Source organism: Pararhizobium sp. IMCC21322 (assembly GCF_030758295.1).
Classification (GTDB): Bacteria; Pseudomonadota; Alphaproteobacteria; order Rhizobiales.
Genome location: NZ_CP132335.1, coordinates 3,718,846 through 3,734,299 on the forward strand (window position 1 = coordinate 3,718,846; position 15,454 = coordinate 3,734,299).

The 15,454-nt window shown below is 51.4% G+C and carries 10 protein-coding genes; all 10 read right to left on the reverse strand.

Annotated features, from left to right (window positions below; genetic code table 11):
* Nucleotide 1: 1 nt before the first annotated feature.
* The 10 genes from rpsJ to rplJ all read right to left on the reverse strand — a co-directional run bounded on the left by rpsJ (nucleotide 2) and on the right by rplJ (nucleotide 15,251).
* Nucleotides 2–310, reverse strand: coding sequence for a 30S ribosomal protein S10 (rpsJ, locus tag RAL91_RS17520; RefSeq protein ID WP_306257544.1), 309 nt, complete (start codon nucleotides 308–310; stop codon nucleotides 2–4).
* 67 nt (nucleotides 311–377) lie between these two features.
* The gene (gene tuf / locus RAL91_RS17525) at nucleotides 378–1,553 is read right to left on the reverse strand and encodes an elongation factor Tu (RefSeq protein ID WP_306257545.1); all 1,176 of its coding nucleotides are present in this window, start codon (nucleotides 1,551–1,553) and stop codon (nucleotides 378–380) included.
* Between the two features lie 71 nt (nucleotides 1,554–1,624).
* Nucleotides 1,625–3,697: an elongation factor G gene (gene fusA / locus RAL91_RS17530; protein ID WP_306257546.1), complete on the reverse strand. Its 2,073-nt coding sequence runs from the start codon at nucleotides 3,695–3,697 to the stop codon at nucleotides 1,625–1,627.
* Between the two features lie 20 nt (nucleotides 3,698–3,717).
* Nucleotides 3,718–4,188, reverse strand: coding sequence for a 30S ribosomal protein S7 (gene rpsG, locus RAL91_RS17535; protein WP_306257547.1), 471 nt, complete (start codon nucleotides 4,186–4,188; stop codon nucleotides 3,718–3,720).
* Between the two features lie 12 nt (nucleotides 4,189–4,200).
* Complete coding sequence (rpsL, locus tag RAL91_RS17540; RefSeq protein ID WP_306257548.1) at nucleotides 4,201–4,572, reverse strand: 30S ribosomal protein S12; 372 nt, start codon at nucleotides 4,570–4,572, stop codon at nucleotides 4,201–4,203.
* Between the two features lie 412 nt (nucleotides 4,573–4,984).
* Nucleotides 4,985–5,293 (reverse strand): hypothetical protein, encoded by a 309-nt coding sequence (locus tag RAL91_RS17545; protein ID WP_306257549.1) that lies wholly within the window; start codon nucleotides 5,291–5,293, stop codon nucleotides 4,985–4,987.
* 352 nt (nucleotides 5,294–5,645) lie between these two features.
* Nucleotides 5,646–9,839 (reverse strand): DNA-directed RNA polymerase subunit beta', encoded by a 4,194-nt coding sequence (rpoC, locus tag RAL91_RS17550; RefSeq protein ID WP_306257550.1) that lies wholly within the window; start codon nucleotides 9,837–9,839, stop codon nucleotides 5,646–5,648.
* Between the two features lie 87 nt (nucleotides 9,840–9,926).
* Nucleotides 9,927–14,069, reverse strand: coding sequence for a DNA-directed RNA polymerase subunit beta (gene rpoB, locus RAL91_RS17555; RefSeq protein ID WP_306257551.1), 4,143 nt, complete (start codon nucleotides 14,067–14,069; stop codon nucleotides 9,927–9,929).
* A gap of 229 nt (nucleotides 14,070–14,298) precedes the next feature.
* A complete protein-coding gene (gene rplL / locus RAL91_RS17560) occupies nucleotides 14,299–14,673 on the reverse strand; it encodes a 50S ribosomal protein L7/L12 (RefSeq protein ID WP_306257552.1) in 375 nt (124 codons plus the stop codon).
* Nucleotides 14,674–14,732: 59 nt separating this feature from the next.
* The gene (gene rplJ, locus RAL91_RS17565) at nucleotides 14,733–15,251 is read right to left on the reverse strand and encodes a 50S ribosomal protein L10 (RefSeq protein WP_306257553.1); all 519 of its coding nucleotides are present in this window, start codon (nucleotides 15,249–15,251) and stop codon (nucleotides 14,733–14,735) included.
* Nucleotides 15,252–15,454: the final 203 nt, after the last annotated feature.

A 15,454-nucleotide genomic window follows, 5' to 3' on the forward strand; every position in this document is an offset into this window, starting at 1 on the left:
TTTAAAGCTTGATCTCGACGTCGACACCGGCCGCAAGGTCGAGCTTCATAAGCGCGTCCACTGTCTGCGGTGTCGGGTCGATGATGTCGAGAAGACGCTTATGTGTCCGAATTTCGAACTGTTCGCGACTTTTCTTGTCGATATGAGGTGAACGGTTCACCGTGAATTTTTCTATGCGTGTCGGCAGTGGTACTGGGCCACGCACCTGAGCACCTGTGCGCTTAGCTGTGGAGACGATTTCTTTCGTCGACACGTCTAGCACGCGGTGGTCGAACGCCTTTAGGCGAATGCGGATGTTTTGACCGTTCATGGATCTGTCCTTTGAAGACCTGCCCCTTGGCTTTAGATGCCGGGCAGGTCCGAATGGCTCTTAAGTATTATTCGATGATGCTTGCAACGATGCCGGCACCGACGGTACGTCCGCCTTCACGAATGGCGAAGCGCAGGCGCTCTTCCATTGCGATTGGCACGATCAGCTCGACATCCATTTCGATGTTGTCGCCAGGCATGACCATTTCTGTACCTTCTGGAAGCTGAACAACACCGGTCACATCCGTTGTACGGAAGTAGAACTGTGGACGGTAGTTGGTCAGGAATGGTGTGTGACGACCACCCTCTTCCTTCGTCAGAATATAAGCTTCTGCCTTGAACTTCGTGTGTGGCTTAACCGTACCAGGCTTACAAAGAACCTGACCACGCTCAACATCTTCACGCTGAACACCACGCAACAAAGCACCAATGTTGTCACCAGCCTGGCCACTGTCCAGCAGCTTGCGGAACATTTCAACACCGGTACAGATCGATTTCTGTGTGTCACGGATGCCAACGATTTCAATCTCGTCACCAACCTTGATAACGCCACGCTCAACACGGCCCGTTACAACCGTACCACGACCGGAAATCGAGAACACATCTTCAATCGGCATCAGGAACGTCAGATCAATCGGACGTTCCGGCTGAGGAATGTAATCATCCACAGTCTGCATCAAAGCGCGAATGGCATCTTCACCCATCTTCGCATCGCCGCCCTCAAGAGCAACAAGCGCAGACCCCATGGTCACTGGAATATCATCACCAGGGAATTCGTACATGGACAACAGTTCACGGATTTCCATCTCGACGAGCTCAAGAAGCTCCTCATCGTCAACCTGATCAACCTTGTTCATGAACACAACAAGAGAGGGAACACCAACCTGACGGGCAAGCAGAATGTGCTCGCGGGTCTGAGGCATTGGACCATCTGTTGCGGACACAACCAAAATGGCACCATCCATCTGAGCGGCACCAGTGATCATGTTTTTTACATAATCGGCGTGGCCGGGGCAATCAACGTGCGCATAGTGACGCGCTTCCGTTTCATACTCAACGTGAGCCGTGGAAATCGTAATGCCACGGGCCTTCTCTTCTGGCGCGCCATCAATCTCATCATAAGCCTTGAATTCACCAAAAAACTTGGTAATCGCTGCTGTCAACGTTGTCTTGCCGTGGTCAACGTGACCAATCGTGCCAATGTTCGCATGTGGCTTATTGCGTTCAAACTTTTCCTTGGCCATCGGAACTTCTCCGTATTTCGAGCCACCTTGGTGGCAATTTCTGATCTTTGTTTAAGTGAACCGCGTAAGGCTTACGCGAACTTTTCTTGCACTTCTTTAGCGACCTGCTGAGGCACTTGCTCATAATGGTCAAACTGCATGGTGTACTGAGCACGTCCCTGGCTCGATGAGCGCAGATTGTTCACGTAACCGAACATGTTTGCCAAAGGAACCATGGCACTCACGACTGTCGCAATTCCGCGACTTTCCGAGCCGGTAATCTGACCGCGGCGTGAGTTCAAATCGCCGATAATGTCACCCATGTAGTCTTCTGGGGTCACAACCTCAACGGACATGATTGGTTCCAGAAGAACTGCACCAGCTTTTACAGCACCTTCACGGAACGCAGCACGCGCTGCGATCTCGAATGCCAGAACGCTGGAGTCAACATCATGGTAAGCACCATCGATAAGTGTTGCTTTGATGTCGAGCATCGGGAAACCGGCAACCGGACCAGATGACATGACACTGCCAACACCCTTTTCAACGCCCGGGATATATTCGCGAGGAATATTACCGCCGACAATTTTACTTTCAAACACGTAACCTGATCCCGGCTCGCCTGGTTCGAAAATAATCTTGATGCGCGCAAACTGACCGGAACCGCCGGACTGTTTCTTATGGGTGTAGTCAATTTCAGCAGCGCGGGTAATAGTTTCACGATAGGCCACCTGAGGTGCACCAATATTCGCTTCAACCTTGAATTCACGCTTCATGCGATCAACGATAATGTCGAGATGCAACTCGCCCATTCCGGCGATAATTGTCTGTCCGGATTCTTCATCAAGCTTCACGCGGAAGGAAGGATCCTCAGCAGCAAGACGATGCAGGGCAGCGCCCATTTTTTCCTGGTCAGCCTTGGTTTTAGGCTCGATCGCAATTTCGATCACAGGCTCTGGGAATTCCATACGTTCCAGAATAACCGGCTTGACAGGATCGCACAGTGTATCGCCCGTTGTTGTATCCTTCAGACCAACGATGGCAACAATATCACCGGCATATGCCACTTTGATCTCTTCACGTGAATTGGAGTGCATCTGAACCATACGGCCGATACGCTCACGCTTGTTCTTCACGGAATTGAGCAGAGTTGAACCAGTTTCCAGCTTGCCGGAATAAATACGGCAGAAAGTCAAAGAGCCGTATTGATCATCCATCAGCTTGAAAGCCAGCATTGAAAGTGGAGACTCGTCGCTGGAGTTGCGTGTTATAGGCTCATCGGTCTTGGGATCAATACCAGCAATCGCAGGCACATCAACCGGACTTGGAAGATAGTCGACAACGGCATCGAGCAAAGGCTGAACACCCTTGTTTTTAAATGCCGTTCCGCAAAGGATTGGAACAAACAAATTGTGGATTGTTCCGGCCCGGATCAGGGATTTGAGCTTCGCATTGTCAGGCATATCGCCTTCCAGATAAGCTTCCATGGCTGCTTCTTCAGCTTCCACAGCAATCTCGATCAGATTGTCACGATACTCAACAGCCTGATCAAGCATGTCTTCTGGAATTTCACCATAAACATATTCGGCACCAAGCTTTTCTTCTTCCCATGTGATGCTGCGCATTTCAACAAGATCGATAACACCAAGGAAATCGTTCTCAGCGCCGATTGGCAGCTGGATAGGCGCAGCAGTTGCACCAAGACGCTCTTTAACCATCTCAACGGAGCGGTAGAAGTCAGCACCGATCTTGTCCATTTTATTGACAAAGATCATGCGCGGTACATTGTATTTGTCAGCCTGACGCCAGACAGTTTCTGTCTGCGGCTCAACACCGGCATTGGCATCCAGCAATGCAACAGCACCATCAAGAACACGCAAAGAACGCTCTACTTCAATCGTGAAGTCAACGTGTCCTGGTGTATCAATAATGTTCAGAAGCTTGCCATTCCAGGAAGTGGTGGTCGCAGCTGAGGTAATCGTGATTCCACGCTCCTGCTCCTGCTCCATCCAATCCATGGTGGCCGCGCCATCATGGACTTCGCCAATTTTGTGGCTTTTACCAGAGTAATACAACACACGCTCGGTGGTAGTTGTCTTACCCGCATCAATATGGGCCATAATGCCAAAGTTGCGGTAGTCTTCAATCTTGTGACTGCGAGTCATGACGGAAAGTCTCTCAAAAATTACCAGCGATAATGGGAGAACGCTTTATTAGCGTCAGCCATTTTATGCGTGTCTTCGCGCTTCTTAACAGCAGAACCACGATTGTTAGCTGCATCCAGCAATTCGCCCGAAAGACGATCAATCATGGTTGTTTCGTTGCGCTTGCGTGCAGCAATTATCAACCAGCGAATAGCCAGCGCCTGACGGCGCTCGTTACGAACTTCAACAGGAACCTGGTAGGTAGCACCACCAACACGGCGGGAGCGAACCTCAACCTGAGGCATTACGTTCTCAAGAGCCTGATGGAAAAGAACAACAGGGTCCTGGCTCGTTTTTGCGCTCATGATATCCATGGCACCGTAAACAATGCTTTCAGCGGCGGACTTCTTGCCGTCCTGCATAACGCTGTTCATGAATTTGGAAAGAACGACATCTCCGAATTTCGGATCAGGAATGATATCGCGCTTTTCAGCTCTGTGACGACGAGACATATCTATGCCCTCTTATTTCGGACGCTTAGCGCCATATTTGGAACGGCGCTGCCTACGGTCTTTGACGCCCTGTGTATCGAGAACGCCGCGAATGACGTGGTAACGAACACCGGGCAAATCCTTCACGCGGCCGCCACGGATCAATACAACGGAGAATTCCTGGAGGTTGTGACCCTCACCTGGAATGTATCCGATGACTTCAAAACCATTGCGCAAACGAATCTTTGCAACTTTACGCAAAGCCGAGTTCGGCTTTTTTGGAGTGGTTGTGTACACGCGGGTGCATGAACCCTGTTTCTGAGGGTTTGCTTCAAGCGCTGGAACTTTGTTCCGCTTGACTGGCGCCTTGCGTGGCTTCCGGATCAACTGGTTAATCGTTGGCATGCCGTCTCTCTCAGCCGTTCGGCTTAAAATCTCTAACAGATGACTGGATATCGGATCCACGCCCCGGCTTGCGTATAAACATACACAAAAGCCCCATTCCATCCGCGAGGATGGTGGAGCCGGCTAACCAGAGGACCACAGCTAAGCCGCGGTCATGAACCCGTATTTTCAGTCGCTTATATAAGACAGTGTTTAAAACTTTATCTTTGGCGCGTCGCCGCAGACTGTGTGTTTCACGACCTGTCTTCTTATGGCGCGAAACATATGGCCATCACCGTCACGCGTCAAGTCTAATCTGGGGACTTTTTTCGACAGCCACAAAAACCCTGAAACTTGCTGAATCATGCGAAAAACAGGGCAATGATTTGCAGAAATTGCGTGGCCAAATCGAAAACTGCGATTGTCGTTCCGTTTAGTCCAGTTCCGTCCCCGATGACGCATAGATAATGGCCGCCACTTCGCCGGCAACAGCCCGTTCGAAGGCCTCTTCAACCTCCTCATCGATCATAGATTCGTCAACAATGCCGCCCTTTTGCCAATCGATTCCCTGCCAGCCTTCATTTGCCATGTACTCAGCGGCCAGTGACACTGCCATGTCCAGATCGTCGGCCTGTAGAAAGATTTGAAATTCATACTCAGGCTGGTCCTTTGGCCCGGCTTCACCAACCAGGGTTTTGTGAACTCCGCCCTCACCGACGACAACGTATATATCTTTACCCATTCCAGTTTCTTCCAAGATTTGAGATCATTTGCTGCGCTTCTAATGGCAAGGGACCCGAAACTCAACGTCGGAGTTTTTAAAAAAGGCGCCGCATTAATCAACTATTCGCACACCCAAAGCGTATTGAGCCTCATTCAATTCGGCTGCCCGACATCGACCGGGAAATAAATGCGGCATTTGTCTGATGTCTGTTGCCGGGTTTACGTCAGGGTTAAATGAAATCGCCTGGAAGCTGGCATCTGGATTGGATGTGACACGTTTCTCCTGTCAATCCTGATTGCGCTGCTGCAAACAAAAAGGCCGCCAAACAAGTTTGGCGGCCTTTTCAATCTTCGCGCGGTCTGGAAGCTGGTTAGAGACCTTCAGCAGCTGGTTCTGCAGCCGCTTCGGCAGCAGAGGCCAGAGAAGCCTTCTTACGCTCATCCAAAATCAAATCATCACGGCGACCTGCAATGATTTTCATGCGGTTCATAGCACCGCCTGTACCGGCCGGGATCAGACGACCCACGATAACGTTCTCTTTCAGGCCTTCCAGCGTATCAGCCTTGCCGTTCACAGCAGCTTCGGTCAGGACACGTGTTGTTTCCTGGAACGAGGCAGCAGAAATGAACGACTTCGTCTGCAGGCTGGCCTTGGTGATACCAAGCAGAACCGGGCTGGCCGTTGCAGGCGTTTTGCCTTCGTCAACCAGCTTTTCATTGTTGGTCTCAAACTCGATACGGTCGACCTGCTCGCCATTCAGATAGTCGGCATCATTGGCTTCAGTCACTTCGACCTTCTGCAGCATCTGACGGACAATCACCTCGATATGCTTATCGTTGATGACAACGCCCTGCAGTCGATAGACATCCTGAATCTCATTGACGAGATAGGAAGCCAGTTCCTCCACGCCCTTGATCGCCAGAATATCATGCGGTGCTGGCAGGCCATCCATGATGTAATCGCCCTTTTCAACCACATCACCATCCTGCAGATGGAATGGTTTGCCCTTCGGAATAAGGTATTCCTGTGGCTCCATGGTCTCATCAAGCGGCTCAATCACAATACGACGCTTGTTCTTGTAGTCGCGACCAAAGCGGATTGTACCGCCAATTTCGGCAATGATGGCATGATCCTTTGGACGACGCGCTTCGAACAGTTCGGCCACACGCGGCAAACCGCCGGTGATGTCCCTTGTTTTCGCACTTTCCAGCGGAATACGAGCCAAAACATCGCCGGCCTTGACCGATGAACCTGGATCAACTGACAGAACAGCATCCACAGACAATTGATAACGGGCTTCACGACCGCGGTCGAGTTTGTAGACCTCACCATTCTTGTCTTTCACAGTCATGGCTGGCTTAAGATCGCCACCCTTTGAACTGCTGCGCCAATCGGTCACAACACGCTTGGTGATGCCGGTTGCCTCATCCGCATTCTCCGACACAGACAAACCGTCGACCAGATCTTCATACTCAACCACACCACCAACTTCGGTGAGAATTGGGCGTGTATACGGATCCCATTCAGAGATACGCTGACCGGATTTGATTTTGTCGCCATCGTCAACATGGACACGAGCACCATAATTGATGCGGTGAACCGCGACTTCCGCGCCCTGCTCATCGGTGATGAGCACAGACATGTTACGACCCATGGCAATCAACTTGCCATCAGAATCGCGCACAACATTGCGGTTACGAAGGCTGATAGTGCCGTCAAAGTTACTTTCGATGAAGGAACTATCGACCACCTGTGCCGTACCACCAATGTGGAAGGTACGCATGGTCAACTGTGTGCCAGGCTCACCGATAGACTGAGCTGCGATCACGCCGACAGCTTCGCCCATATTGACGGTTGTACCACGCGCCAGATCACGTCCGTAACACGCACCACATACGCCAACTTTGTTCTTACAGGTCAGAACCGAACGGATTTTCACTGACTGGATACCAGCAGTTTCAATCATGTCCACTTCTTTTTCTTGGATCAAAGTGTTCTGCGGCACAACGGTTACGCCGTCCATGGTGATCACATCAGCAGCCGTTGTACGGCCCAATGTGCGCATGCCCAAAGTCGCTACAACCTGACCGGAATCCACCACGGCCTGAACGGTCAAACCGTCGTCGGTTCCACAATCTTCCTTGGTGATGATGCAATCCTGCGCAACATCCACGAGGCGACGGGTCAGATAACCGGAGTTGGCTGTTTTCAGTGCCGTATCCGCAAGGCCTTTACGAGCCCCGTGGGTGGAACTGAAATATTCCATCACGGTAAGGCCTTCTTTAAAGTTGGCGATGATCGGAGATTCAATGATCGAGCCATCCGGACGCGCCATCAGACCGCGCATACCAGCCAACTGCTTCATCTGCGCGGGTGAACCACGTGCACCGGAATGCGACATCATGTAGACCGAGTTCATCGGCTTCTGACGTCCGGTTTCTTCATCCATCTGAACCGATGAGATGCGTTTCATCATCTCGTCAGCAACTTTGTCGGTACATTTGGCCCAGGCATCTACGACTTTGTTGTATTTCTCGCCCTGGGTAATCAGACCGTCATTATATTGTTGCTCATATTCCTTGGTCAGCAAGCGACTTTCTTCCACGAGACCTTTTTTGGTATCGGGAATAACCATGTCATCCTTACCAAAGGAAATGCCGGCCTTGAATGCGTTGCTGAAACCAAGCTGCATGATGCGGTCACAGAAGATAACACTCTCCTTCTGACCGCAGTGGCGATACACCACATCAATCATGCCGGAGATTTCTTTCTTGGTCATCAGGCGGTTGCATGTGTCGTAAGGCACATTGTGATGCTTCGGCAGAAGATCACCAATCAACATACGGCCCGGCGATGTCTCGTGAATTCCGGAGACGACATTGCCATCTTCATCAGCTGTCAGGAAACGACCCCTGATCTTGGAGTGCAGCGTAACGACACCATTGTCCAGCGCGTGCTGAACTTCGGCAATATCGCCAAACGCCATGCCTTCACCCGGCTCATTGTCAGACTGAAGTGACAGGTAATAGAGACCCAGAACAATATCCTGTGACGGCACAATAATCGGCTGACCATTGGCAGGATGCAGAACATTGTTGGTCGACATCATCAACACGCGTGCTTCCAACTGCGCTTCCAGCGACAGCGGAACGTGAACGGCCATCTGATCGCCATCAAAGTCAGCGTTAAACGCGGCACAAACCAAGGGATGAAGCTGAATAGCCTTACCTTCAATCAGAACAGGCTCAAATGCCTGAATGCCAAGACGGTGAAGCGTTGGGGCACGGTTCAGCATGATCGGGTGTTCGCGAATAACCTCGTCCAGAATATCCCAGACTTCGGGCCGCTCTTTTTCAACCAGCTTCTTGGCCTGTTTCACCGTGGATGAATAGCCCTTTGCGTCCAACCGCGAATAGATGAACGGTTTGAACAGCTCCAGCGCCATTTTCTTCGGCAGACCACACTGATGCAACTTCAATTCCGGTCCCACCACGATGACGGAACGTCCGGAATAATCCACACGCTTGCCGAGCAAGTTCTGGCGGAAACGGCCTTGCTTGCCTTTCAGCATGTCGGAAAGGGATTTCAGTGGACGCTTGTTGGTACCCGTAATGACACGACCACGACGGCCATTATCAAACAGCGCATCAACAGCCTCCTGCAGCATCCGCTTTTCGTTTCGGATGATGATGTCCGGTGCACGCAATTCCATCAAACGCTTCAAACGGTTGTTCCGGTTGATCACGCGGCGGTAAAGATCGTTCAAATCTGATGTCGCAAAGCGGCCACCATCAAGCGGCACCAATGGACGCAGATCTGGCGGAATAACAGGGACGACAGTCATGATCATCCATTCCGGACGATTGCCGGAATCAATGAACGCTTCGATGACTTTAAGACGCTTGGCCAGCTTCTTCGGCTTCAACTCTGTGGTTGCTTCGGAAATCTCAACGCGGATTTCCTCGCTGAGACGCTGCAGATCCAGGTTCATCAGCATTTCACGAATAGCTTCAGCGCCGATCATGGCTGTGAACGCATCGGGACCATACTGATCCTGTGCTTCAACCATTTCGGTTTCAGACAGAAGCTGACGCTCTTTCAATGCGGTCAGACCAGGTTCGATCACGACGTAATTCTCAAAATAAAGAATCCGCTCGAGATCCTTCAAGGTCATGTCCATCAGCAGACCAATGCGTGATGGCAGTGATTTCAGGAACCAGATATGGGCGACCGGCGCAGCAAGCTCAATATGGCCCATACGCTCGCGTCGCACACGAGACAGCGTAACTTCAACACCACATTTCTCGCAAATAATGCCTTTATACTTCATCCGCTTATATTTGCCGCACAGGCATTCATAGTCCTTGATAGGGCCAAAAATGCGCGCGCAGAACAGGCCATCACGCTCCGGCTTGAATGTCCGGTAGTTGATGGTTTCTGGTTTTTTGATCTCGCCGAACGACCAGGAAAGAATTTTCTCCGGGCTGGCGATAGAAATCTTGATCTGGTCAAACGTCTGTGCGGGCGCCTGAGTGCCAAAAACGTTCATCACATCCTGATTCATGGATTTCTCCTTTAGAGCGGCTGATCAAGTCCATTCCAATCAGCCTAAAAAACGGTACGTACAACAAGTCCACTTCGCGCGGCGGAATTACTCCGCCGCGTCGATCTGCGGTTGTTCATCATTCTCGGCACTGAGATCTTCCAGTGTGTTTTGCAACTCCACATTCAGACCCAGTGAACGCATTTCCTTGACAAGCACGTTAAAGCTTTCCGGAATACCCGCCTCAAACGTATCGTCACCGCGTACAATGGCTTCGTAAACCTTTGTACGACCGGCCACGTCATCGGATTTGACGGTCAGCATTTCCTGCAGGGTGTAGGCAGCGCCATAGGCCTCAAGTGCCCAGACCTCCATCTCCCCGAAGCGCTGGCCACCAAACTGCGCTTTACCACCCAGCGGCTGCTGGGTCACAAGCGAGTATGGTCCAATCGAACGGGCGTGAATCTTATCATCCACAAGGTGATGAAGTTTCAACATGTAGATGTAACCCACAGTGACCTGACGATCGAACTGGGTTCCAGTACGCCCATCATACAGGGTGCTTTGTCCAGATCCGTCCAGCTTGGCTTTTTCCAGCATGGTCACCACATCGGGCTCCCGTGCACCATCGAACACTGGTGTTGCCATTGGCACACCGCGTTTCAGCGTTGTGGCCAGTTTCAGCACCGAAGCATCGTCCAGATCAACAATGTTGTCATTCTGGGCGTTCTCGCCGTAAATATCTTCCAGCATGTTGCGCAAAGGCTTGATATCGCTGGTTTTCTGGTAATCACGAACCTGTTCGCCAATCTGCAGACCAAGCCCTGCACAGGCCCAGCCAAGATGGGTTTCCAGAATCTGACCCACATTCATCCGACTTGGCACGCCAAGCGGGTTGAGCACGATATCGACCTGTGTACCATTTTCCAGATATGGCATGTCTTCGATCGGAACGATGCGGGATACAACCCCCTTATTGCCGTGACGACCGGCCATCTTGTCACCTGGCTGCAGCTTGCGCTTCACAGCCACGAAGACTTTGACCATTTTCATCACACCCGGTGGCAACTCGTCACCACGCTGCAATTTGTCAATCTTGTCGAGGAAGCGTGTTTCCAGCTCTTTGCGGCTGTCATCATACTGCTCTTTCAGAGCTTCCAACTCGCCCATGAGCTTGTCGTCTTCGACAGCCAGCAACCACCACTGAGACCGTGGATACTCATCCAGAAGCTCATCGGTGACTTCCGTGCCTTTCTTGAAGTTCTTCGGTCCGGCAACAGCAGTTTTGCCACGGATCATATCTGACAGACGGCTATAGACGTTCCGGTCTAAAATGGCCTGCTCATCATCACGATCTTTTGCAAGCGTTTCAATCTGCTCGCGTTCAATCGCCATGGCACGTTCATCTTTTTCGATGCCGTGACGGTTGAAAACACGCACTTCCACAACGGTTCCGGTCACACCTGGTGGCAAACGCAAGGATGTGTCACGCACATCAGATGCTTTCTCACCAAAGATCGCACGCAGAAGCTTTTCTTCCGGTGTCATCGGGCTTTCACCCTTTGGCGTGATCTTGCCGACCAAAATGTCGCCCGGATCCACTTCAGCACCGATATAAACGATACCTGCCTCATCAAGGTTTTTCAGCGCTTCTTCCGAGACGTTCGGAATGTCACGTGTGATTTCCTCAGGGCCAAGCTTCGTATCACGTGCCATCACTTCAAACTCTTCCAGATGAATGGAAGTGAACACATCATCACGTACGATGCGTTCGGAGATGAGAATGGAATCCTCGAAGTTGTAACCGTTCCACGGCATGAATGCGACGAGCACGTTCTTGCCAAGAGCCAGATCACCCAACTCGGTAGATGGGCCATCAGCGATGATGTCACCCTTCTTCACCTGCTCGCCAACTTCCACAAGCGGACGCTGGTTGATGCAGGTATCCTGATTGGAGCGCTGGAACTTCATCAGACGATAAATATCGACACCTGATTTCGACGGGTCCAACTCTTCTGTCGCACGGATCACGATACGGGTTGCATCCACCTGATCCACAACACCGGTACGGCGCGTGGTAATGGCAGCACCGGAATCGCGCGCAACGACAGCTTCCATGCCGGTTCCCACAAACGGAGCCTCGGCTTTCAGAAGCGGCACAGCCTGACGCATCATATTGGAGCCCATCAAGGCCCGGTTCGCATCATCGTTTTCCAGGAATGGAATAAGCGCAGCGGCAACAGACACAAGCTGCTTCGGCGACACATCCATCAATGTCACAGCGTCCGCTGGCATTGACAGCACATCGCCTGACTTGCGGCATGTAACCATTTCGTTGATGAAACTATTATCATCACTCAAAAGCGCGTTCGCCTGAGCCACAACATGCTTGGCCTCTTCCATAGCGGAGAGATAGATGACGTTGTCGGTGACCTTGCCATCTTCCACTGTGCGATATGGGCTCTCGATAAAGCCATATTTATTGACGCGCGCAAAAGTGGCCAGTGAGTTGATCAAACCAATGTTTGGCCCCTCTGGGGTCTCAATCGGGCAGATACGTCCATAATGGGTCGGATGCACATCGCGCACCTCAAAACCGGCACGCTCACGTGTCAGACCACCTGGTCCAAGCGCCGAAAGACGGCGCTTATGGGTGATTTCAGACAGAGGATTGGTCTGATCCATGAACTGGGACAATTGGGAAGACCCGAAGAACTCACGCACAGCTGCCGCAGCAGGCTTGGCATTGATGAGATCCTGAGGCATCACCGTGTCGATTTCCACAGAGGACATGCGCTCTTTAATGGCGCGTTCCATCCGCAGCAGACCAACCCGGTACTGATTTTCCATCAACTCGCCAACGGAGCGCAGGCGACGGTTGCCAAGATTGTCAATATCGTCAATCTCGCCTTTGCCATCACGCAAACCAACCAGCGTTTTGACAACTTCCAGAATGTCATCCTTGCGCAGAACACGAACCGTGTCTTCAGCATCCAGATCAAGACGCATATTCATCTTCACACGGCCAACCGCAGACAAATCATAGCGCTCTGAATCGAAGAACAGCGAGTTGAACATGGCTTCCGCGCTTTCCATGGTGGGCGGTTCGCCCGGACGCATGACGCGGTAAATATCGAACAACGCAGTCTCGCGGCTTTCATTCTTGTCAGCAGCCAGCGTGTTGCGGATGTATGGACCCGCATTCGCATAGTCGATGTCCAGAACGGGCACGTCATTGTAGCCCATCTCTTCCAACAGAACGAGGTTCTCTTCGGTGATCTCATCACCGGCTTCAATGAAGATTTCGCCGGTTTCCATAGAGACGATCTCTTCAGCAATAAACTCACCGATCAGATCTTCATTGCTAACCTTGAGCGCCTTGACGCCCTTCTCTGCCAAATCGCGTGCGGCGCGCGCAGTCAGCTTCTTGCCTGCCTCAACGATCACTTCGCCGCTATCAGCATCAATCAGATCAACAACAGCTTTGGTGCCGCGCATCTTGGAGGCGTCAAACGGCTTGCGCCATCCATCCTTGATGCGGCTGAAGGTGATGATGTTGAAGAACGTATCGAGAATTTCTTCACTATCCAGACCAAGCGCAAACAAAAGCGTCGTGGCCGGAATTTTCCGACGACGATCAATACGCGCATGCACGATATCCTTGGCATCAAACTCGATATCGAGCCAGGAGCCACGATAAGGAATAATGCGGGATGCGAACAACAGCTTGCCAGATGAATGCGTCTTGCCTTTGTCGTGGTCGAAGAACACGCCGGGTGAACGGTGCATCTGGGAGACAATCACACGCTCTGTGCCATTGACAACGAAGGTACCATTGCCGGTCATCAGCGGCATGTCGCCCATGTAGACATCCTGCTCCTTGATGTCCTTGACCGACTTTGCGCCTGTGTCTTCGTCAATATCAAACACGATAAGGCGCAAACGCACCTTCAATGGCGCAGCAAAGGTGATGCCGCGCTGACGGCACTCTTCGACGTCATATTTTGGCGCTTCAAATTCGTACTCGACAAATTCCAGAAGCGAAGAACCGGCAAAGTCAGAAATCGGGAAAACCGATTTGAAAACCGCCTGGAGCCCTTCTTCAGGTCGTTCTCCGGGCAATTTATCTGCCTGAAGAAACTGATCATACGATGCCTTCTGCACCTCGATCAGGTTTGGCATGCTTGCCACTTCGCGAATGGAACCAAAGAATTTACGAACTTGTTTGCGACCTGTATAAGTCTCAGCCATTTGGCACCTCATGTCGTTCTAAAAACATATGTCGTTTCAGACACTTGTTCAAAAATCCCGCTCAGATCAGCAACTCTGCGGGCCTTCAAAACAATTGTCTCTCTTGCACATTCATCCGCGCCTTGCGGAAGCCTGCGCCAGAGACGCGTAAAAGCGCTTTCAAAAAAAAGCGCTTTCAACAGATCAAATCCGGACCGCAAGCGGTCCGGATTCAAATATAACTTCGAACTTATTTGAGCTCGACAGTCGCGCCAGCTGCTTCCAGCTTGGCTTTGATTTCTTCAGCTTCGCCTTTGGCGGCAGCTTCTTTAACAGCCTTAGGAGCAGACTCAACGAGATCTTTTGCTTCTTTGAGGCCCAGACCAGTGATGGCACGGACTTCTTTAATCACGTTGATTTTCTTTTCGCCTGCTGACATCAGCATGACGTCAAATTCGTCTTTCTCTTCGACAGCATCTGCATCGCCACCACCTGGAGCTGCTGCAACAGCAACAGCTGCGGAAGCGGAAACGCCCCATTTTTCTTCCAGCATCTTGGACAGCTCAGCTGCTTCCAGAACACTAAGGCTCGACAGGTCTTCTACGATTTTTTCAAGATCAGCCATTTTTCAATTCTTTCAAGTTTATGTTGGTTTGAACCAAGAGAGTTAATTTGCATTCGGCCTTACGCCGCTTCGTCCTTGCTGGCATATGCTCCAAACACACGCGCCAATTGACCGGCAGGTGCGTTGATGACCTGTGCGATGCGGGTTGCAGGTGTATTGATCATACCCACAAGCTTCGCACGCAGTTCATCAAGCGACGGCATGGAAGCAAGAGCTTTCACACCAGACGCGTCCAGAGCTGTAGCTCCCATTGTGCCACCAAGAATGACAAGCTTGTCATTCGTTTTGGCAAAATCGGAGGCCACTTTCGGCGCTGCTACCGGATCTTCTGAGTAGGCAATCAGGGTTGGCCCCTGAAACAGATCCGCCATTTCGGCAGCGTCAGTACCTTTAAGAGCAAGCTTGGCAAGACGGTTCTTTGCAACTTTGACGGACGCACCCTGATCACGCATCTGATTGCGCAAGGCAGTCATCTGGGCCACGGTGAGACCGGCATAATGAGCTACAACCACGCTGCCTGATGCGTTAAACACATCACCCAGCACGGATACCATTTCGGTTTTTTCCGCTCTATCCACTGCGTCTCTTCTCCATTTGACCTCTTGGGCGAAAATCGCCAAGGGGCCGGTTACGTTTGCCACCTCAGAACCTTTTGCAAGGCACTGATGCGGCGCGATATCCTGCCCCCTTGCAATACGAAACAGGCCCGTATTACGAAGGTCCGTTGGTTCAAACCAGTCAGGTTCCAAACGGAACCGGAAAACCGGTTATTCCCTATCTG

Bases quoted from the DNA above. Each gene is read 5' to 3' on its own strand.
- rpsJ (WP_306257544.1), bottom strand. From the start codon at position 310: ATGAACGGTCAAAACATCCGCATTCGCCTAAAGGCGTTCGACCACCGC.
- tuf (WP_306257545.1), bottom strand. From the start codon at position 1,553: ATGGCCAAGGAAAAGTTTGAACGCAATAAGCCACATGCGAACATTGGC.
- fusA (WP_306257546.1), bottom strand. From the start codon at position 3,697: ATGACTCGCAGTCACAAGATTGAAGACTACCGCAACTTTGGCATTATG.
- rpsG (WP_306257547.1), bottom strand. From the start codon at position 4,188: ATGTCTCGTCGTCACAGAGCTGAAAAGCGCGATATCATTCCTGATCCG.
- rpsL (WP_306257548.1), bottom strand. From the start codon at position 4,572: ATGCCAACGATTAACCAGTTGATCCGGAAGCCACGCAAGGCGCCAGTC.
- RAL91_RS17545 (WP_306257549.1), bottom strand. From the start codon at position 5,293: ATGGGTAAAGATATATACGTTGTCGTCGGTGAGGGCGGAGTTCACAAA.
- rpoC (WP_306257550.1), bottom strand. From the start codon at position 9,839: ATGAATCAGGATGTGATGAACGTTTTTGGCACTCAGGCGCCCGCACAG.
- rpoB (WP_306257551.1), bottom strand. From the start codon at position 14,069: ATGGCTGAGACTTATACAGGTCGCAAACAAGTTCGTAAATTCTTTGGT.
- rplL (WP_306257552.1), bottom strand. From the start codon at position 14,673: ATGGCTGATCTTGAAAAAATCGTAGAAGACCTGTCGAGCCTTAGTGTT.